Source organism: Acinetobacter sp. NIPH 298 (assembly GCF_000369505.1).
Lineage (GTDB): Bacteria > Pseudomonadota > Gammaproteobacteria > Pseudomonadales > Moraxellaceae > Acinetobacter.
This window is the reverse complement of sequence record NZ_KB850055.1, coordinates 117182-136684: the sequence shown is the minus strand read 5'-3', so window position 1 is coordinate 136684 and position 19503 is coordinate 117182. Positions and strand designations below refer to the sequence as shown.

Below are 19503 nucleotides of genomic sequence, written 5' to 3'. Positions count from 1 at the left end.
CTACTTTTGACGAAACAAAAGTAGGTCGAACCGAAGGTTTATCCTAAAATTAGATAAGAGCTTAACAAGACGCTGCGATGCTTATATTTACTTATGCAGGTCACTTACGATTAAGCTCATAAAATATTGGACGATGATGTATGAGCGCTATTAAATACGAAAAAAACGCTGACAATATTGTAATTCTTACCCTTGATTCATCTGGTCAATCTGCCAATACCATGAATGCAGAGTTCCGTGATGCTTTAGATGAAGTGAGTCAAAAGCTCAAAGCTGAAACTGATCTCAAAGGTGTGATTTTCCGTTCAGCCAAGAAAACCTTCTTTGCTGGCGGCGATCTTGATGAACTGATTCAAGTTCAACCTGAACATGCCACTGAATTTTTCAATATGATTGAAAAGCTCAAAGGTGACTTACGCAGCATTGAAACGTTAGGTGTGCCTGTCGTTGCTGCTTTAAACGGCACTGCCCTCGGTGGTGGTTGGGAGATTGCTTTAGGCTGTCACTATCGTATTGCTATCAATGACCCGAAAAGCAAGTTTGGTTTACCTGAAGTGACTTTAGGCTTACTTCCAGGCGGTGGTGGTATTGTACGTATGGTACGCCTGCTTGGCTTACAAAATGCCTTTCCATTCCTCATGGAAGGTAAGCAATTTGGTGTAGATAAAGCAAAATCTCTCGGTTTAATACATGACACGGCTGAGAATGAACAAGAGCTGTTAGATAAAGCTATTGCTTGGGTCAAAGCCAACCCTAAATCGCAACAACCCTTTGATGTGAAAGGCTACAAAATCCCGGGTGGTGATCCAAAAACCCCAGCAGTCGCTCAAGTGCTTGCGATTGCACCAGCCATGCTGCGTGATAAAACCAAAGGCTGCTACCCTGCACCTGAAGCCATCATGGCAGCGGCAGTTGAAGGTGCACAAGTTGATGTGGATACCGCTTTACGCATCGAGTCTCGCTATTTTGCCCAATTAACAATTAGTAATGTCGCCAAGAATATGATTGGTACTTTTTGGCATGGTCTGAATGCGATCAAGTCAGGCGCAAGTCGTCCTGCCGATGTCGCAAAATGGCAAGCGAGCAAAGTCGGTGTACTTGGTGCAGGTATGATGGGGGCAGGTATTGCCTATTCAACCGCGATCAAAGGCACGCCTGTGGTACTCAAAGACGTATCAGTCGAAAATGCAGAAAAAGGCAAAGCTTATTCGCAGAAACTGTTGGATAAACGCGTTTCACAAGGTCGTATGACTGCGGAAAAACGTGATCAGGTTTTAGCATTGATTACCGCCACAGCAGATGCAGCAGACCTACAAGGCTGTGATTTGATTATTGAAGCAGTGTTTGAGAATCAAGCACTCAAAGCCAAAGTCACCCAAGAAGCTGAACAGTATTTGGCAGAAGGTAGTATTTTTGCATCAAATACCTCGACATTACCTATCACGGGTTTAGCACAAGCTAGCAAAGATGACAAAGCATTTATTGGCTTACACTTCTTTAGCCCAGTCGACAAAATGCAATTGGTTGAAATCATCAAAGGCAAAAACACATCTGCTGAGACTTTAGCGAAAGCCTATGACTTCGTTCAACAAATTGGAAAAATCCCAATTGTAGTCAATGACAGTCGTGGCTTCTTTACCAGTCGCGTGTTTGGTACGTTTATTCAAGAAGGTATGCGCTTACTGGCTGAAGGTGTACACCCTGCCAAAATTGAAATGGCGGCACTGAAAGCAGGTATGCCCGTTGGCCCACTCGCCATTCAGGATGAAGTGTCACTCACTTTGACTGAACACATTACCAATGAAACTCGTAAAGCACTGCAAGCTGAAGGCAAAGACTTACCCAAAACACCTGTGGATGATGTGGTACACAGCATGGTTCACGAGTTAGACCGTAAAGGTAAAGCTGCGGGTGCAGGTTTCTATGAATATCCTGAAAGTGGTAAAAAGCATCTATGGGATGGACTCAGCCGTTGGAGCAAAGAAAATGACATTTCTGAACAAGAAATGATTGATCGCTTCTTGTTTGTTCAAGCACTTGATACTTTGCGTTGTTATGAAGAAGGCGTTTTGGAATCTGTGATTGATGCCAATGTCGGCTCGATTTTTGGAATTGGTTTTGCACCGTGGACTGGCGGCGCGATTCAGTTCTTAAATCAGAATGGTATTGAAAAATCATTGCAACGTGCTGAACAATTGGCTGCTCAATATGGTGAACGTTTCAATCCACCACAATTGTTGAAAGACAAAGCACAAAAGAAAGAAATCATCCAATAATTGATTTCTTTATAATAAGTTAAAGCCCATATCGATCGTCATGATCGATATGGGCTTTTTACTATTCGACAAAATCACTGCAAAACTTCTGCCTAATACATCACAAAATATGCTATAAATTCTCCTAATTCTGCCTTATTTTTTGTCCTTTGGAAATTTTGTCTTATGTCTGAGAAATTGTGCCCAGAAACTTCACCTTGGGGGTGGAAAGCGCTGATTATCACGATCATTCTAAGCTTTGTTTTTATGGTTATTTTTTACTTAGCGATTACTAACGAACCTGACTATATGCCAAGTCACAAACAAACCAGTAGCCAACAACATGCATTGAAAACAGCACCAGCAATGTCTCCTGAAGCCTTAGAAGCGGCTAAAAAAAATGCGGCAGCAACAGTTGCCCCTGAATCAGAGCATCATCAGCACTAAAGTGCTATTGTCGAACATGATAAATCCGTGTTAAACAGGGATTTATCATGTTATTCGAGATTTTCAATGCTTCAACAAAATCGTCAGGCACTCGTCGTTGAAGGTGGCGGAATGCGTGGTGCATTTACCAGCGGTGTCTTAGATGCATTTTTACAGCAACACTTTAATCCTTTCGATCTTTGTATTGGCGTTTCCTCAGGCTCAACCAATGTTGCAAATTATCTTGCAGCCCAACACGGTCGCACGCTAGAAATTTGTCTAGATCACTCCCTTCGTTCTGAATTCATCCATTATGGTCGCTTTTTCAAAGGCGGTGACTTACTCGATTTAAAATGGATGTGGGATGTGGTGGAAAAAGAGCATCCACTGAATCAAAGCCATCTATTTTCTAATCATCCAGAGTTTTATATGGTGCTGACTCATGCCATTTCAGGTGAAGCAACCTATATCAGAGCATCTAGAGACAATATTCTTGATGGGTTAAGAGCATCTAGTTCTATTCCTGTGCTGACACGTCAGGCCGTTGAGGTCTTTGGTGAACCTTACTTTGACGGTGGTGTTGCAGATGCATTGCCTGTGCATTGGGCAGCCAAACAAGATCATGTTTCCAAACTGATGGTATTACGAACGCGCCCTAAAAATTATTATAAAGCCAGCAGTAAAGGCGATCAGTTTTTGGCTAAATATTTATTTAAACAACAACGTGGTTTTGCTCAAAGTCTACTAGCAAGAACCCAACGTTATAATGATGCAGTCAATTTCGTACGTTCTTCATCGGAACAAAAAATCCTAGAAATCTGCCCACCTGATTTAAAAAACATGGCAAGTCGACTTTCCAAAAATAAAGCGAAGATTCGCTATAGTTATGATGTCGGCGTAGAAACAGGTCTAAAAGCCATTGAAGACTGGCATTCTCTTTAGACCTGATAATCTTCCGAGTTTATAAGCTAAACAAAAGAAACGATTAGATCGCTTCCATCATTAATCACACCCTCTTTGTGTTTCTTCTATCGGGAGGAGCACAAGGAATCGTGTAAAAAGTCTATTTAAGGTATTGCACAACAAAGCATAAACCTCTGCAAGTCTCCCCCTTGTCAACGGATATAAAAAAGGCGCAAAATCACATTTTTATATTTGGAATCTCTTATGAGCAATCAACCATCCCCACAAAAAGATTCAAATGAAACGGTATTAGGATGGAAGTTTGTCATCATTGTTGGGATATTAAGCACGATCTTTTTAAGCTTTTTCTATTTGGCGATGACCCAAGAGCCTGACTATATGCCCGGCGCTCAACGTAAAATTCAACAAGAAAAAGAGCTGAACCATAGCCATTCCGCAGCCTCAGAAGTTGCGGAACAACATCAACATCCTTAATACCCATTCAAAGCTAAACCAAGCAATCAAATAAGTGATGAGTTCACCTGCTGACTCGACTTATTTGATGATTGGCATCATCATTTCAATATGCGGAATACCACACTCATCATATTCATCACCTTGCACCGTAAATCCAAGCTTTTCATAAAATGAAGTCGCATGCGTTTGTGCAGAAAGATGTAACAATGGTCGATTTTGGGATTTGGCATAAGCAATCATATCAAGCATGATCAATCGCCCAATGCCCTGCCCTCGGTATTCTGGTAGTACCGCAACACGTCCTAGATGATGATCTGGCAATAATCGTGCCGTCGCAATCGCTCGATCTTGCTCATAAACCACAAAATGTTGTGACACTGGATCTTGATCATCCCATTCATCTTGTTCAGGAATATTCTGTTCCTGAATAAAGACCAATTCTCGAATCAATTTAGCATCTTGCTGCAGCTGCAATTGACTCCATTGCCCATTTTCAACTTTAAACATATCTTTCTCAGCTTGATTTAACATTTACAACCCAAGTTCTCGATTGGCATTTGATCTTGCAACAACAATTCCAAACTTTGTTTTTCAATGCCATACATGGTTTTCAAGGCTTGAATTTGTTGCATGATCTTAGGGTCGGGTTGTTGAACATTTTTACGCTTGGTCGCCAAGATCATCTTGTTTTTACTGGTATGTTCCAAAGACACGAACTCAAACACTTTGGTTTCATAACCATACGCCTTAAGCAACAAAGCACGTAAAGTATCTGTAAGCATTTCTGCCTGTTGCCCTGCATGAATCCCAAATTGCAACATCGGTTGCAACACTTCTGGACTCTTGAGTTGTGGTCTTAATTCTTTATGACAGCACGGTGCACACATGATCATCGAAGCATTGAGACGGATCCCTGTATGAATCGCAAAATCCGTAGCCACATCACAGGCATGCAGTGCGATCATCACATCTAAGTCACTCGAACGAGGTTCTCGCCTTGCGCTCGGATGAAGCGATGCTTCATTTAATCCTCGCTCATCATCAGGTTGATAACTACGGACGTCCCCCTCAAAGAAATCGAGGTGATTAAATCCTACCTCATCAGCCACTTTCTGACAAAACTCGACTAAATTTGAGCGTAACTCAACCCCAGTGATCAATGGTGTCTTGCCTTGTGCTTGCAAATAATCATATAAGGCAAACGTTAAATAGCCTTTGCCTGAACCAAAATCAACGATCTTCAATGCTTGTTGTGAGGCATCAATTTGCTCATAGGCATTGGAAAAGATCTCGATAAACTTATTAATCTGTTTCCATTTACGCGCCATGCTTGGAATAATTTGACCATTGGCATCGGTAATACCTAAATGCGTTAAGAACGGACTTTGCTGTTGAATATAACGTTGCTTTTCACGATTGTGCTGTTGTTCAACGATGCCTGTTGCCTGTTTTTTCTGTGCATTTAACATGGCTTTCTTTTTATTTTTCTTGAGTTGAATCTCTTGTGTTGCGCTAAATAAATTCGCCTGCTTAGACTGAGCTAATAATGCTGCAATTCTCTCTACACCCTCGTCCATAGTATAGTTCTTGGTGATGTCTTGCGTCTTATGGTGATATAAACAGGACAAAACCGCCTGCCCTTGCAGCTCAATAATCCGAAACGTCATTTTCTCTAAATCTGCCAATTCACCTTTATATTGACTGAGAATCAGGCGATCAAAACTTCTATTTTCAATAGCTTGCTGTACTTCTAGAAAAAACTGCTGTTCTTGTTCAAAAGAAAAAATCGGCGCAAACATAATGAAAACCTAACAAATAGAAACTAAATTTTAAAGCGTCTTACTTTAAAAGGGAAATTGCATTACGATACAGTCGTATTTTTATGCAAAGCGTATTGCCATGAACATGAACTCACTGTTGGATTATGATCCAAAAGAAGAACGACTAAACGCTTATAGTCATGCTATTGGCGCAATATTCGCTTTAATTGCCTCAATTTTTCTCATTATCAAAGGTTACTATCTCCCTTTAGCTCAATGGATGAGTTTATGGATTTATGGTTTTAGTCTGGTGCTATTACTGCTTAGCTCAACGCTCTACCACTTCGCCCAAGATGAAAACAAACGATACTGGTATAAAAAACTAGATCATACCGCGATTTATTATCTCATCGCAGGGACATACACCCCCTTTTTAAGTATCGCGATTCCAACGGCAAAAGCACATTACCTACTCATTGCACTTTGGGTCATCGCAATGATCGGAACACTGTTTAAATTAGTGTTCATTCACCGTTTCCAAAAGCTTTCACTGGCAGCGTATTTGGTCATGGGTTGGCTCGCTGTTCTACTGATGGATGATATGCAACTCTATCTCTCTCGAGAGGCGCTACAGCTATTAATCGCAGGTGGGCTTGCCTATACCGTCGGTACATTGTTTTATGCCTTAAAAAAGGTAAGATATAGCCACGCAATTTGGCATGTTTTTGTGCTGCTAGGAGCAGGGTTACATTTTTTAGCGATCTACTGTTATGTCCTATGATGAGCACCAATAAATACGCGCTCCATAACATCAGGTTTCCTGAGTAAACTCCGCATTAAAAAAGGAATATCCAAACAATACATCTATCTATGTTTTGGATAATGAGAATTAAGGTCTTGTATGTCGTCAAACGCTACGGCTGCCACCCCTGAAGTGGCAAGCAATTCAAAAGTACGGGTATTATTTGCCAGTCTGGTTGGTACTACGATTGAGTTTTTTGACTTTTATATCTACGCCACAGCCGCAGTACTGGTTTTCCCCCATCTCTTTTTCCCTGAAAGTAGCGATGGCGCAGCCGTATTACAATCCCTTGCAACTTTCGCACTTGCCTTTATTGCCCGCCCGATTGGTGCTGCAGTTTTTGGACATTTGGGTGATCGAATCGGACGTAAGGCAACCTTGGTTGCCGCCTTGCTCACCATGGGGATTTCAACCGTCTGCATCGGCTTACTGCCAACCTATGTACAAATTGGTATTGCAGCACCACTACTGCTCGCCTTATGTCGTTTAGGACAAGGTTTAGGTTTAGGTGGTGAGTGGAGTGGTGCGGTTTTACTCGCCACTGAAAATGCGCCTGAAGGAAAACGCGCTTGGTATGGAATGTTCCCACAATTGGGTGCACCGATTGGCTTTATCCTTGCAACAGGTTCATTTCTATTACTGAATGCATTTATGTCGGAACAAGCCTTTATGCAATGGGGCTGGCGTATTCCGTTCATCGCCAGTGCAGTACTGGTGTTAGTCGGTTTATATATCCGTTTAAAACTGCATGAAACGCCTGCTTTCCAAAAGGTCTTAGATAAGCAAAAAGAAGTGAATGTACCCTTCAAAGAAGTCATGACTAAACACTTCAAAATGTTGGTACTCGGCACAGTTGCTGCGATTTGTACTTTTGTGGTGTTCTACCTGACAACGGTATTTGCGCTGAACTGGGGAACCACCAAACTGGGTTATGCACGTGGAGATTTTCTTCAGCTACAACTGGTTGCCACCTTATGTTTTGCTGCATTTATTCCAATAGCAGCTATTCTCGCAGAGAAATTTGGTCGTAGAAAAACCTCCATCGCAGTCTGCATACTTTCTGCTTTATTTGGATTGTGTTTTGCGCCGCTACTCGATTCAGGTAATCCAATACTGGTCTTTTTATTCTTATGTATTGGTCTTTCGATCATGGGACTCACCTACGGTCCAATCGGTACGATTTTATCTGAACTTTTCCCAACTTCAGTCCGCTACACGGGCTCAGCGTTGACCTTTAACTTGGCTGGCATTTTTGGTGCTTCATTTGCACCTTATATTGCAACCAAACTGGCTGAAAGTTATGGACTTGGTGCGGTGGGTTTGTATCTCAGCTTGGCTTCAATTTTATCGTTGATCGCATTTTTAATGATGCGTGAGACTAAACATGACGATGTAAATAACCAAGTTTAATCACGTCTTTCGTCGAAAACACACCTCCCTTACACAAGGGAGGTTTAAATAAATATACAAAAAATCACCGAATTGGCATCCATTCATCGCATGGCGCGGCAATCAATAAAATTGATTTTATCGCAACATTCTACACAATATTTTTTATGCTAAAATGGCCGCCTCCCATTTTCTAGATGATTGCACTTATGTACGCAGTGATTATCGTTGCCGTATTTTTAGTCAGTTTTTTATATACATATTATCGTGGCAAAGAGCGATTAAAAGCATCTCGACAATTATTCGATCATTCGACCTTCTTAGCGCCTATCAATATGTTTATGACTGGTTTCTCGAAGTTACCGAACCAGCCATTTTTTGATGTGGCGCAATTCCCTGAACTCAAACCACTACAAGATAATTGGCAAGTGATTCGGGAAGAAGCGATTCAACTACAAAATCAAATCAAAGCTGCTGAAAAAAATAATGATGCAGGTTTCAACACGTTCTTTAAACGTGGTTGGAAGCGTTTTTATTTGAAATGGTATCGGGATAGCCACCCTTCCGCACAACAACTTTGCCCAAAAACTGTGGCATTACTAGAAAGCATCCCATCAGTCAAAGCCGCTATGTTTACTGAACTTCCATCTGGAAGCTATTTGGGTAAACACCGTGATCCTTATGCAGGTTCAGTTCGTTATCACTTGGGTTTAGTGACGCCCAATAGTGATGATTGCTTTATCGAAGTCGATCAGGAACGGTATAGCTGGAGAGATGGCGAAGCCACTGTATTTGATGAAACCTATGTACACTGGGCACATAATAAAACCGATCAAACTCGGATCATCTTGTTCTGTGATATTGAACGTCCAATGAAATGGGGCTGGGCGCAAAGATTTAATCACTGGTTTGGTCGCAATATTATGTCGGCAGCAAGCTCACCAAATGATGATCAAGATAAGACTGGTTTTATTAACCGTATTTTCAAATATGGTTATGCCGTTCACCACTATGGTCGTGGCTTAAAACAGCGCAATCGCCCACTGTACTATGCTTTAAAATGGTTAATGTTTGCGATCATTATTGGTTTGATTTTATTACCAAGCCTCTTATAAAGGTTTGTATTAAAATAAAAAAGAGATGCCTTAGCATCTCTTTTTTATTGAAAAATGATCAATTAATTTGTTTTCGCTGTTTGAGTGCTTGCTGTCTGTGGTGCTTGTGCACTCGCAGTTTGTGCAGCTGCTGCATTCGCAGCTTGTACCGCTGCTTCACCAATTAAAGCAATCTTGGCTTTTTCTTGGCTCTTTTCAGAGAGTGCAGGATTTGATGCCACGATACGATTGATATTGGCAGAATTTGCTGGTGCAATCGCAGCGGTTTGCAACACGATTGGACGGTTACCCGTATCGCCTAAAGTATAGCGAATGCCCGTACGTGGACTAATGACCGTTGTGACATCATGCTTAACCTGTGCTTGAGCAGAAGTCTCTCCTTTTGCAGCCTGCACTTTATCCACTGTCGTAGTTTGTGGAACATCTGCCGCAAGTGCAAAACCTGATGTCGTCGCACTTGCTAAAATTAAAAGTTGTAATGCTTTTTTCATTGTCTTCCCGCTTCTAATATCAATTCAACGAAGAACTGTAAGTCTGCTAATAAAACTACAAAGCTTGATTCCACTCAAGTAGTTTATCGTAAAAAAAGCAGAGTCTATGCTCTGCTTTTCTATCATGACCAAATAAAACCTAAGCTTAGATTTTACCGTGACACTGCTTGTATTTTAAACCAGAACCACAAGGACAAGGTGCATTGCGACTCTCAGGCACTGGGAATACTGCATTTTGCTGTTCTGTTTCTTCAGAAGCAGTCACTTCACCCGTTAAACCATCGACCTCATCATGCTCAAAAGAAAGACGCATCGATTCAGCTTGACGTTGCTGCTGTGCTTCCATTTCTGCAAGTTCTTCAGCCGTCGGAACATGTACACGAGATAGATCAGTCACCACATCAGATTTGATCACACCCAACATATTCACGAATAAATTGAATGCTTCTTTTTTATATTCTTGCTCAGGATTTTTTTGCGCATAACCACGTAAATGAATCCCTTGACGCAAGTAATCCATCGCAGCCAAATGCTCTTTCCAGTGACGATCAAGTGAATTCAACATAAAGTGACGCTCAAGCATAACTGCTGACTCAGCACCCATTTGCTCGCGACGCTGAAGATAGCGGTTCACAATTTCATCAGAAATACGCGCAACTAAACCTTCTTCATCTAAACGACGATCTTGGTCTAACCACTGTTGCACTGGCAATTCAACGCCCAAATCGGTACGTAAAGCAGTTTCTAAGCCTTCAACATCCCACTGATCATGTACCGATTCTGGTGGAATAAAGTTTGCAATCACACCCTTAATCACATCTCGGTGCATTTCTTCAATGTAGTCTTGTAAAGTGCTTTCAGTGAGGACTTCATCACGCTGAGCATAAATAATCTTACGTTGCTCATTATTGACATCATCGTACTTCAATAGATTCTTACGAATATCAAAGTTACGTGCTTCAACTTTACGCTGCGCATTTTCGATCGAACGACTGACCATCTTGTGTTCAATGGCTTCATTTTCTTGCAAGCCCATTGCACGCATCATCGCGACAACACGATCACCGGCGAAGATACGCATCAAGTCATCTTCAAGCGATAAATAGAAACGAGATACACCTGGGTCACCTTGACGACCAGCACGACCACGCAACTGGTTATCAATACGACGAGACTCATGACGCTCAGAACCAATGATATGCAAACCACCAGAACTTAGAACATCCTCATGGTCTTTTTCCCATTGCGCTTGTAAACGTGCTTCATCTTCTGCTGTTGGATTTTCAATTTTCGCCAGTTTTGCTTTCCAGTTACCACCTAGCAAAATATCTGTACCACGACCTGCCATGTTGGTGGCGATCGTGACTGCATTTGGGCTACCTGCTTGGGCAATAATATCGGCTTCGCGCTCATGTTGTTTTGCATTCAAAACTTCATGCTGAATACCCGCCTGTAATAACTTAGAAGATAAGATTTCACTGGCTTCAATCGTTGCCGTACCGATCAGAATCGGTGCAACACCCTGCTGACGAATATTGGCAATTTCTTCAATAATGGCACTATATTTGCCATTACGATTTAAATAAATTAAGTCATTATGATCTTTACGCACCATCGGACGATGCGTTGGAATAATGATCACATCCAAACCATAAATCTCTTTCATTTCTGCTGCTTCTGTATCAGCAGTACCAGTCATACCTGAAAGTTTTTTATAGAGACGGAAATAGTTCTGGAAGGTTGTTGTAGCAAGCGTTTGATTCTCAGGTTGAATTTCCATACCTTCTTTGGCTTCAACCGCTTGATGCAGACCTTCTGACCAACGGCGACCAGGCATGGTACGACCTGTGCTTTCATCCACAATAATGACTTCTTCTTTTTGAGTCTGTGGATTTACACCGATGATATAGTGCACATTTTTTTGATACAGATAATGCGCACGAATCGCAGCCGTAACATGATGAACCAAGTTCAAATTGGTTGCTGAATATAAGCTCTCGCCTTCAGCCAATAAACCCATACGAATCAGTTCATCTTCAACTGTTTCATAACCGATTTCAGTCATTTCAACTGAACGTTGTTTTTCATCCACCCAAAAGTGTCCACCGTCAGCCACTTTTTCTTCTTTCTGCGGGCGTAAGGTTGGTGGAATACTATTGATTAACTGGTAAAGATGCGATGAATCTTCACTTTGCCCAGAAATAATCAATGGTGTACGTGCTTCATCGATCAGGATGGAGTCAACTTCATCGATAATCGCATAACTTAAACCACGTTGTTTTTTCTCTTGTAGAGAAAACACCATGTTGTCACGCAAATAATCAAAACCAAATTCGTTATTGGTTCCGTAAGTAATGTCGGCAATATAGGCTTGCGCTTTTTCATCTGGCATTTGCATGGAATAAATCACGCCAATGCTTAAACCTAAAAACTCAAATAATGGGCGGTTAAGCTCAGCATCACGTTGCGCTAAGTAATCATTTACGGTGATCACATGCACGCCTTGTCCACTCAATGTATTGAGGTAACATGCCAAGGTACCCATGAGGGTTTTACCTTCACCTGTACGCATCTCAGCAATTTTACCTTCGTGCAAGGTAATACCACCAATCAACTGCACATCATAATGACGCATGCCCATGACACGCTTTGCAGCTTCACGGCAGACCGCAAATGCTTCAGGCAATAATTGATCTAAACTTTCACCGTCTTTATAACGTTGTTTGAATTCTTGAGTTTTTGCAGATAGGTCTGCATCGTTAAGAACAGATACCGTCGGTTCGAGCGCGTTAATTCGTTCGACGATTTTACGCATACGTTTGAGCTCACGCTCATTTTTAGTACCGAAGATACCTCCGATCAGACTTGCCAACATGAAGAACTCTCTAATCCTGTTTGTTTAAGTTTAAATAGGTAATTTTTTCTTAGCTGTTATTATGGAGTCAGAAATAAGAACTACAAGGGCTTTACATTCAAACAGGTAAAAAAATCTGCCCTACGATTCTGACATCACACAACCAAAGAGCGTTAATGTAGCAAATTTGCATTTAAGTTACACCGATTTAAATGTGAATTCCTGATCAATTTTTTAACCACGCTACTTATTCGATATCTAAAAACATCATAAACATATGAAAAAACAATAATTTTATTTATAAAATCGATACTGCATATTAAATAAACATTGAGCACCTATAGTATGGATGGAGAATTGAAATGACACTACGTTTAGGCGATATTGCCCCAAATTTCCAGCAACAATCAAGCGATGGAACAGTTGATTTTTATGAGTTTTTAGCTGACAGTTGGGGGATTTTATTTTCACACCCAGCGGATTTTACCCCCGTTTGCACCACTGAACTTGGCTTTACCGCCAAACTTAAAGATGAATTTGCAAAACGTGGCGTCAAAGCGATTGCGCTTTCTGTGGATGATGTTGAATCTCATCAAAGCTGGATTCAAGACATTAATGAAACCCAAAATACAACAGTGAACTTCCCGATTATTGCAGATAAAGATCGTAAAGTTTCTGAGCTTTATGGATTTATTCACCCCAATGCCAATGAAACACTGACAGTACGCTCGTTGGTCATCATTGACCCAAATAAAAAAGTGCGTTTGATTATTACCTATCCTGCCTCTACGGGTCGGAACTTCAATGAGGTGTTACGTGTGGTCGACTCATTACAGTTGACGGACAAACATAAGGTCGCAACGCCTGCAAATTGGCAACAAGGCGAAGATGTCGTCATTATTCCATCACTTAAAGATGAAGAAGAAATTAAACAACGTTTTCCTCAAGGCTATACAGCAATAAAACCGTATTTACGATTAACCCCCCAGCCTGAGTGAGGATAACTGGGGAACGCTTATTTCCAATATTCATAATTTTTATCAAATTAGCCCAGATGTATTTCGTAGCAATCAATCGTAATGACCTCTTGCGCGCCATTCAAACAGCAAAACAACACAATTAAAAAGTCTTAGTACATTGCTATCATGGTTCTGACCGTACAGGGGCCACGATCACAATGTATCGTATTGTCTTTGAAAACTGGTCAATTGACGATGCAAAGCAAGAAATGAAGCAAAGGGACTACGGCTACCATGTCATTTGGAAGAACATTGATCATTTGCTTAGTCCTGAAAATGTAAAATGGATTCAACAGCAACTGAAGAATCCATTAACTTAGCACTTAGTAAGTGTTTGATTTAGCGCTGTTCGAGTGGCACCCAGTCAATCACCCAAGCTGATTTCATATTTAAACTTTCATCTGCAGCAATTTTCTTACGCGCGGCATCCGCAGTTTCTCTGTCTTTGGATGGACCAACCATGATGCGAATCCCTTTAGAGGTTGGGCTAGTTGTAACTTTATAGCCTTTCGCTCGCAACTTGGATACTACGGCATCTGCATTGGCTTGGTTTGCAGCCAAAGCCACTTGTACCATCCAGTTCTTGTCGCCATTTTCCAAAAGTTCGCGTGCCTTTTCAGCATCTGCTTTCTTCTTCGCATCTTCTTCGGCTTTGCGTTTTTCATCAGCAGCTTTCTTGTCTGCTTCGGCTTTACGCTTATCTTCGGCAGCTTTCTTATCGGCTTCCGCTTTACGTTTATCTTCGGCAGCTTTCTTATCTGCTTCCGCTTTACGTTTATCTTCGGCAGCTTTCTTGTCTGCTTCCGCTTTACGTTTATCTTCAGCAGCTTTCTTGTCCGCTTCCGCTTTACGTTTATCTTCAGCAGCTTTCTTGTCTGCGTCCGCTTTACGTTTATCATCAGCGGCTTTCTTGTCTGCGTCCGCTTTACGCTTCTCTTCTAACTTACGCTTTTCTTCCGCAAGTCGTTGTGCTTTGACTTTGTCATCTTCAATCAACTCTGGTGGAATATTATCCGAGCTTTCTTGTGCAGCATTTCGACGGGCATTAATTGCAGCATATTCCTCCGCTGCCTTACGTGCTGCAGCAGCTTCTGCTTCTTGTTGCATCTTTAAAAAATCAGCAGCAAGCGCTTCTTGTTCAGCAACGGCTTTTTCACGCGCTTGGCGCTGCTCTTCAAGCAGACGTTTTTCGGTTTCAATGTCAACAGCCATGGGTTGTAACGATACCATTTCACTGTCTTGCGCAGGCTGTGCAAGTTTTGGTTTAGACTCAGTTTGAGCACTTGGGTGTTCAATCTGAGTCTGTGTCTTGTCTTGTTCTATTTCTTCATTACCTTTGAGAAGTAATGCTGCCAATAAAACACCACCTCCAAGTAAAACAACGCCGCCCATCCAGCGTTGTTTGTTATTCATTGACATTGTTCTAAATACTCCCAGACCGCTTCTAAGGTATGAAACGAACCACAGACTAAAATCAGCTGATTGTTATTACATTTGTTCAGCGCAGTTTCAAAAGCTTGTTGGATACTGCCAAACTCATGTACCTGTTGACCGTGCAATGCATCATGTAACTGTTGCACAGGCGCGGCTCTAGGCACATCTAAATTAGCAATAAACCAATTTTTTACTGTTGTTTTTAGTAAATCAGTGACCGATGCAATGTCTTTATCTGCCAACATTGAAAATACCGCAACAACTTCTGTGTACTGTTTATTGTATTTTAGGAATTTTCGCAACTGCTTCAATAAAAATTCAACACCATGCGGATTGTGACCTGCATCAAAAACAACCGTTTTACCTTGAATTTGACGTATTTCAAAACGACCTTGCAAACACGCTTGCTGAATTCCTTGTGCGATTGCTGTTTGCGATATTTCTATGCCACTCAAGAGCACAGCAGCAACAGCCGTAGAAATATTATCAAGCGCTAACTGCCCGACTGGGAGCTGTAATGTCGTTCCTGATGATGCAAATGACCATGTTTGACCATCATCATTGAGCTGATAAAAATAATCTCGATTTAAAATAGACAAGTGAGCTTGAGTCTCGGTCACTTTATCTTGCACTGCTTGAGGTAGCTGTTGTTGACCTGCAAAAATAACGGGAATATTTGGGCGAATAATGCCTGCTTTCTCAAACGCAATTTTTTCGATGCTATCACCAAGCCAATCAGTATGGTCTAAACCGATATTGGTAATGACTGCAATGTCAGGATCGATGACATTGACCACATCTAGACGACCGCCAAGACCGACTTCAAGCACCCAAACATCACATTGTTGTTGTTTAAAAATAACAAAAGCAGCCAAAGTGGTTGCTTCAAAGAAAGAAAGTGATAAACCACATTCACGGCGGGCTTGATCGACCAAAACAAAAGCATCAATCAAAGTTTGATCGGCGACTTCCACGCCAGCCAACTTCACACGCTCGTTGAAACGATAAATATGCGGTGACTGATAGAGACCAACTTTATAGCCTTGCGCATTTAAAATAGCGGCTAAAGTGGTTGTGGTTGAACCTTTACCATTGGTACCCGCGACCGTAAATACTTTTGCATCAGGCTGCATCACACCTAATCTTTCAGCGACTGGAATGACACGTTCTAGGCCTAAATCAATGCCTGTAACATGAACATGGCTCCAATAATCGAGCCATGTTGTTAGGGTATCTTTTGAATGTGGGTCGTGCGGTTTCAAGGTAAATTCATCAGCTTTGCAACAAGTCGATATACAGTATCACGTAACGCATGACGGTGAACAATCTGATCGATCACACCATGATCGAGTAAATATTCTGCGCGTTGGAATGGTTCTTCCAGTTTTTCACGTACCGTTTGTTCAATCACACGTTTGCCCGCAAAACCAATCATGGCTTTCGGTTCAGCAATATGTACATCACCCAGCATCGCCAATGATGCAGTTACGCCGCCATAAACTGGATGCGTCAATACCACCACATAAGGTACACGTGCTTCTTTCATTTTTTGAATCACAGCCGAGGTACGTGCCATTTGCATGAGGGACAACATCCCTTCTTGCATACGTGCACCGCCCGAAGCAGCAAAACAAATCATAGGTTGATGCAGTTCAATCGCGCGTTCAGCCGCTTGTACAAAGCGATCACCCACAACTGTACCCATTGAACCGCCCATGAAATCAAATTCAAAAGCACAGGCAATCAAATCTAAACCTTTCAGAGAACCTTGCATGACCACGAGTGCTTCTGTCTCACCCGTTTTATCTTGTGCTTCACGCATACGATCTGGATAAGGTTTAGTATCTACAAACTTCAATGGATCTTTGGCGCTAAACTCTTGACCTAACTCAGTGTTGACTTGATCAAAAAACCAATTCAAACGATCACGCGCACGCATGCGTAAGTGTTCGTCGCATTGTGGGCAAACATAAGCATTGAATGACATCGCAGTACGAGTAACCAGTGCATGACACTCAGGACATTCAATCGTCGGTTCAGTAAAGGTCGCTTTGAATATCTGTTGTTGATCCGCGACCTGAATCCCAGGAACTTCACGCTCCGTCCAAGGGGTTGCAGGGTGAAGTACTTTCCCTGTTATGATTTCTACGTCTTGACTCATACTAACTCATCGAGCGCAGCTCGAAGCTCCTTCACTTTATTCACCGTCTGTTGCACAGCCTCATCGACTGGCAATGTTGCAAAAGATTTAACGAAAGCACTACCTACAATCACGGCGTCGGCAACTTGTCCCATAGCTTTTGCAGATGCAGCATCACTAATCCCAAAACCCACACCGACTGGCACATTAGTTTTAGATTTAATTTTTGCAATCCGCGCTGCTGCTTCTGAGGTATCTAATGTTGCTGCACCTGTCACACCTTTGAGGGACACATAGTAAACAAAGCCACTGGCTTGATTGACCACATGTTGAATACGCTGATCTGTCGAAGTTGGTGCAAGCAAGAAGATTTGATCCATCTCATTTTGTTTTAAGATGTCTCCCAACTGCTGTGATTCTTCTGGTGGTAAATCCACGAGAAGAACACCATCAACGCCACAATCTTTCGCATAAGCTGCAAACTTTTCATAACCAATCACTTCAACAGGGTTTAAATAGCCCATTAAAACAACAGGTGTCGTTTGATCTTGTTGACGAAATTCTTTCACCATATTCAAAGCATCTAAGGTATTTGTTCCACCTGCTAAAGCACGTTCAGCGGCTAAGGCAATGACTGGACCATCTGCCATTGGGTCAGAAAATGGTAGACCCAGTTCAATGACATCAACGCCCGCTTCAACCATTTGGTGAAGTAAAGGAACGGTTACCTGTGGATGCGGATCACCTGCCATCACATAAGAAACAAGCGCTTTACGTTGCTGAGATTTAAGCTGTTCAAAACGAGTGGCAAGACGTGACATAGGATTATGCTTTCCTTGATTTATGTTGAGGAGTTGTTTGTAGTCGTACAAAAAACACTGCATTGTAACGCTATTTTTTGTACATTGAACAGCGTTTGACGTGATTGCACGTGCTGATTATGACCACCAACAACAGCCCTAATACATTTATCTATATTTTGGACTTTTTCTCAATGATCAAAGCTTCCTAATTTTAGACCAATCGCACTACATTTTAGAAATCCGCCAAGCTCCTTTATACTATGCGCAATTTTTGAATGTTCTTTTGATTTTATGTCTTCCCACTCTCAGGAAAAAGTGCACAGTAATGCGCTTGCGTTGCTACCTCTATTGGTATTTTTGATCATCTTTCTAGGGAGTGGTATTTATCATTCAATGATTGGGACAGAATTTGCCTTTTATCAAATCAAAGCCCCTGTCGCTGCAGTTCCAGCAGTGATTCTTGCACTACTCCTCTACAAACAAAAACTCAATACTGCTATTGAAGATTTCCTACAGGGCGCAAGTCATCCCAACCTGATTTTGATGTTTATGGTGTTTATGTTGGCGGGCGCATTTGCCAGTGTTTCCAATACCATTGGCAGTGTCGATGCTACAGTCCAACTAGGGCTTTCATTGATTTCAGCAGAGTATGTTTTACCCATGCTGTTTATCATCTCCGCGTTTATTGCAACAGCAATGGGAACGTCAATGGGTACGATTGCAGCCTGTGCCCCGATTGCATTTGGCTTTTCTCAAGCAACCGATATTGCTCCGATTTATGCCATTGGTGCCGTGGTGGGTGGTGCAATGTTTGGCGATAACTTATCGATGATTTCAGACACGACTATTGCCGCAACACGCAGCCAAAATGTTGAATTAAGAGATAAATTCAGAGTCAATATCTGGATTGCTTTGCCTGCAGCATTGATCAGCTTGATCGTTTATGTTTCATTGAGCCAGCATGCCGAGGAGATTCAATCCAAGCCGTATGATTTATGGTTAATTCTGCCCTATCTAGCCGTTTTCTTCCTCGCATTTAGCCGCTTACATGTACTTGCTGTTTTAATGATTGGTGTGGTTTTATCTGGGGTTATGGGGCTTATTGAAAAGCCAGAATTCAACCTGCTGCAATTGAATAATTCAATTTATAACGGTTTTGTGGGCATGTTTGAGGTGGCATTACTTTCCATGCTCCTTGGCGGACTGTCAGCTTTGATGCAAAAAGAAGGCGGTTTACAATGGTTAATCCAACGAATCTACGCCATTACTCGCTTATTTAAATTTGGGAGACAACGTGCAGGTGAATTAGGCATTAGTTTCCTTGTGGTCTTCTCAAATCTATTCGTTGCCAACAATACTGTTGCGATTATTTTATCGGGAGATATGGCACGTGAGGTCGCCAAAGAATACGGGGTTGATCCGAAACGTAGTGCCGCTTTACTTGATATTTTTTCTTGTGTAACCCAAGGGATTATCCCCTATGGCGCACAATTACTTCTTGCCTGCTCGATAGCCAAACTTTCGCCTATAGAATTGATTGGACATATCTACTATTGCTGGATTTTAGCTATCGTTGCGATACTGGCAATTGTATTTAATTATCCACGCTTAAGAACATCTTAAAAACTTATATGA

At 41.8% G+C, this 19503-nt stretch carries 17 protein-coding genes and 1 pseudogene; 10 read left to right on the top strand and 8 right to left on the bottom strand.

The window, feature by feature from the left end:
• Nucleotides 1-140: 140 nt before the first annotated feature.
• From F903_RS05575 to F903_RS05560, 4 genes are all read left to right on the top strand, one after another.
• The gene (locus tag F903_RS05575) at nt 141-2276 is read left to right on the top strand and encodes a 3-hydroxyacyl-CoA dehydrogenase NAD-binding domain-containing protein (RefSeq protein WP_005195370.1); all 2136 of its coding nucleotides are present in this window, start codon (nt 141-143) and stop codon (nt 2274-2276) included.
• A gap of 165 nt (nt 2277-2441) precedes the next feature.
• Nucleotides 2442-2702 carry a hypothetical protein gene (locus tag F903_RS05570; protein ID WP_004669488.1) on the top strand — a complete coding sequence of 87 codons (261 nt, stop codon included), beginning with the start codon at nt 2442-2444 and terminating at the stop codon, nt 2700-2702.
• 66 nt (nt 2703-2768) lie between these two features.
• On the top strand, nt 2769-3623 hold the full coding sequence (locus F903_RS05565; protein ID WP_005195367.1) for a patatin-like phospholipase family protein: 855 nt from the start codon (nt 2769-2771) through the stop codon (nt 3621-3623).
• 225 nt (nt 3624-3848) lie between these two features.
• Nucleotides 3849-4079 (top strand): hypothetical protein, encoded by a 231-nt coding sequence (locus F903_RS05560; RefSeq protein WP_005195365.1) that lies wholly within the window; start codon nt 3849-3851, stop codon nt 4077-4079.
• A 60-nt stretch (nt 4080-4139) separates the two neighbouring features.
• Here F903_RS05560 and F903_RS05555 read toward each other — a convergent pair whose 3' ends face one another.
• A complete protein-coding gene (locus F903_RS05555) occupies nt 4140-4568 on the bottom strand; it encodes a GNAT family N-acetyltransferase (RefSeq protein ID WP_034595108.1) in 429 nt (142 codons plus the stop codon).
• 17 nt (nt 4569-4585) lie between these two features.
• Nucleotides 4586-5860, bottom strand: coding sequence for a class I SAM-dependent methyltransferase (locus F903_RS05550; protein ID WP_005195362.1), 1275 nt, complete (start codon nt 5858-5860; stop codon nt 4586-4588).
• Nucleotides 5861-5960: 100 nt separating this feature from the next.
• Between F903_RS05550 and trhA the strand changes: the two genes are divergently transcribed.
• The 3 genes from trhA (at nt 5961) to lpxO (ending at nt 9127) form a co-directional block, all read left to right on the top strand.
• Nucleotides 5961-6602: a PAQR family membrane homeostasis protein TrhA gene (gene trhA, locus F903_RS05545; protein WP_005195361.1), complete on the top strand. Its 642-nt coding sequence runs from the start codon at nt 5961-5963 to the stop codon at nt 6600-6602.
• Between the two features lie 120 nt (nt 6603-6722).
• Nucleotides 6723-8033, top strand: a complete 1311-nt coding sequence (locus tag F903_RS05540) for an MFS transporter (RefSeq protein WP_004669500.1) — start codon at nt 6723-6725, stop codon at nt 8031-8033.
• A gap of 188 nt (nt 8034-8221) precedes the next feature.
• Entirely contained in the window at nt 8222-9127 is a 906-nt protein-coding gene (gene lpxO, locus F903_RS05535) for a lipid A hydroxylase LpxO (protein WP_034594925.1), read from the top strand.
• Between the two features lie 62 nt (nt 9128-9189).
• Here lpxO and F903_RS05530 read toward each other — a convergent pair whose 3' ends face one another.
• Both F903_RS05530 and secA read right to left on the bottom strand, forming a co-directional pair.
• On the bottom strand, nt 9190-9618 hold the full coding sequence (locus F903_RS05530; protein WP_004669504.1) for a hypothetical protein: 429 nt from the start codon (nt 9616-9618) through the stop codon (nt 9190-9192).
• A 145-nt stretch (nt 9619-9763) separates the two neighbouring features.
• On the bottom strand, nt 9764-12493 hold the full coding sequence (gene secA, locus F903_RS05525) for a preprotein translocase subunit SecA (protein ID WP_004669506.1): 2730 nt from the start codon (nt 12491-12493) through the stop codon (nt 9764-9766).
• Between the two features lie 341 nt (nt 12494-12834).
• On the opposite strand from secA, the gene F903_RS05520 reads away from it, so the two are divergent.
• Together F903_RS05520 and F903_RS05515 are read left to right on the top strand one after the other, a co-directional pair.
• The gene (locus tag F903_RS05520; RefSeq protein WP_005195359.1) at nt 12835-13470 is read left to right on the top strand and encodes a peroxiredoxin; all 636 of its coding nucleotides are present in this window, start codon (nt 12835-12837) and stop codon (nt 13468-13470) included.
• 4 nt (nt 13471-13474) lie between these two features.
• Nucleotides 13475-13811 (top strand): annotated as a pseudogene (locus tag F903_RS05515) (dual specificity protein phosphatase family protein); the annotation flags it as partial.
• Nucleotides 13812-13830: 19 nt separating this feature from the next.
• Here F903_RS05515 and F903_RS05510 read toward each other — a convergent pair.
• Genes F903_RS05510 through trpA form a run of 4 tightly spaced genes read right to left on the bottom strand, consistent with a single transcriptional unit; the run spans nt 13831 to nt 17886 of the window.
• Nucleotides 13831-14910, bottom strand: a complete 1080-nt coding sequence (locus tag F903_RS05510; RefSeq protein WP_005195352.1) for an SPOR domain-containing protein — start codon at nt 14908-14910, stop codon at nt 13831-13833.
• Nucleotides 14901-16187 carry a bifunctional tetrahydrofolate synthase/dihydrofolate synthase gene (gene folC / locus F903_RS05505; RefSeq protein WP_005195351.1) on the bottom strand — a complete coding sequence of 429 codons (1287 nt, stop codon included), beginning with the start codon at nt 16185-16187 and terminating at the stop codon, nt 14901-14903. The genes F903_RS05510 and folC overlap by 10 nt, the downstream gene beginning before the upstream one ends.
• The gene (gene accD, locus F903_RS05500) at nt 16184-17086 is read right to left on the bottom strand and encodes an acetyl-CoA carboxylase, carboxyltransferase subunit beta (RefSeq protein ID WP_005195349.1); all 903 of its coding nucleotides are present in this window, start codon (nt 17084-17086) and stop codon (nt 16184-16186) included. The genes folC and accD overlap by 4 nt, the downstream gene beginning before the upstream one ends.
• A complete protein-coding gene (gene trpA, locus F903_RS05495; protein WP_005195347.1) occupies nt 17083-17886 on the bottom strand; it encodes a tryptophan synthase subunit alpha in 804 nt (267 codons plus the stop codon). Before trpA ends, accD begins: the two co-directional genes overlap by 4 nt.
• A gap of 273 nt (nt 17887-18159) precedes the next feature.
• Between trpA and F903_RS05490 the strand changes: the two genes are divergently transcribed.
• On the top strand, nt 18160-19491 hold the full coding sequence (locus tag F903_RS05490; protein ID WP_005195346.1) for a Na+/H+ antiporter NhaC family protein: 1332 nt from the start codon (nt 18160-18162) through the stop codon (nt 19489-19491).
• Nucleotides 19492-19503 lie beyond the last annotated feature (12 nt).

What these genes read in the sequence shown, in the direction of transcription:
- F903_RS05575 (WP_005195370.1), top strand. Translation starts at nt 141, where the DNA reads ATGAGCGCTATTAAATACGAAAAAAACGCTGACAATATTGTAATTCTT.
- F903_RS05570 (WP_004669488.1), top strand. Translation starts at nt 2,442, where the DNA reads ATGTCTGAGAAATTGTGCCCAGAAACTTCACCTTGGGGGTGGAAAGCG.
- F903_RS05565 (WP_005195367.1), top strand. Translation starts at nt 2,769, where the DNA reads ATGCTTCAACAAAATCGTCAGGCACTCGTCGTTGAAGGTGGCGGAATG.
- F903_RS05560 (WP_005195365.1), top strand. Translation starts at nt 3,849, where the DNA reads ATGAGCAATCAACCATCCCCACAAAAAGATTCAAATGAAACGGTATTA.
- F903_RS05555 (WP_034595108.1), bottom strand. Translation starts at nt 4,568, where the DNA reads ATGTTTAAAGTTGAAAATGGGCAATGGAGTCAATTGCAGCTGCAGCAA.
- F903_RS05550 (WP_005195362.1), bottom strand. Translation starts at nt 5,860, where the DNA reads ATGTTTGCGCCGATTTTTTCTTTTGAACAAGAACAGCAGTTTTTTCTA.
- trhA (WP_005195361.1), top strand. Translation starts at nt 5,961, where the DNA reads ATGAACATGAACTCACTGTTGGATTATGATCCAAAAGAAGAACGACTA.
- F903_RS05540 (WP_004669500.1), top strand. Translation starts at nt 6,723, where the DNA reads ATGTCGTCAAACGCTACGGCTGCCACCCCTGAAGTGGCAAGCAATTCA.
- lpxO (WP_034594925.1), top strand. Translation starts at nt 8,222, where the DNA reads ATGTACGCAGTGATTATCGTTGCCGTATTTTTAGTCAGTTTTTTATAT.
- F903_RS05530 (WP_004669504.1), bottom strand. Translation starts at nt 9,618, where the DNA reads ATGAAAAAAGCATTACAACTTTTAATTTTAGCAAGTGCGACGACATCA.
- secA (WP_004669506.1), bottom strand. Translation starts at nt 12,493, where the DNA reads ATGTTGGCAAGTCTGATCGGAGGTATCTTCGGTACTAAAAATGAGCGT.
- F903_RS05520 (WP_005195359.1), top strand. Translation starts at nt 12,835, where the DNA reads ATGACACTACGTTTAGGCGATATTGCCCCAAATTTCCAGCAACAATCA.
- F903_RS05510 (WP_005195352.1), bottom strand. Translation starts at nt 14,910, where the DNA reads ATGTCAATGAATAACAAACAACGCTGGATGGGCGGCGTTGTTTTACTT.
- accD (WP_005195349.1), bottom strand. Translation starts at nt 17,086, where the DNA reads ATGAGTCAAGACGTAGAAATCATAACAGGGAAAGTACTTCACCCTGCA.
- trpA (WP_005195347.1), bottom strand. Translation starts at nt 17,886, where the DNA reads ATGTCACGTCTTGCCACTCGTTTTGAACAGCTTAAATCTCAGCAACGT.
- F903_RS05490 (WP_005195346.1), top strand. Translation starts at nt 18,160, where the DNA reads ATGTCTTCCCACTCTCAGGAAAAAGTGCACAGTAATGCGCTTGCGTTG.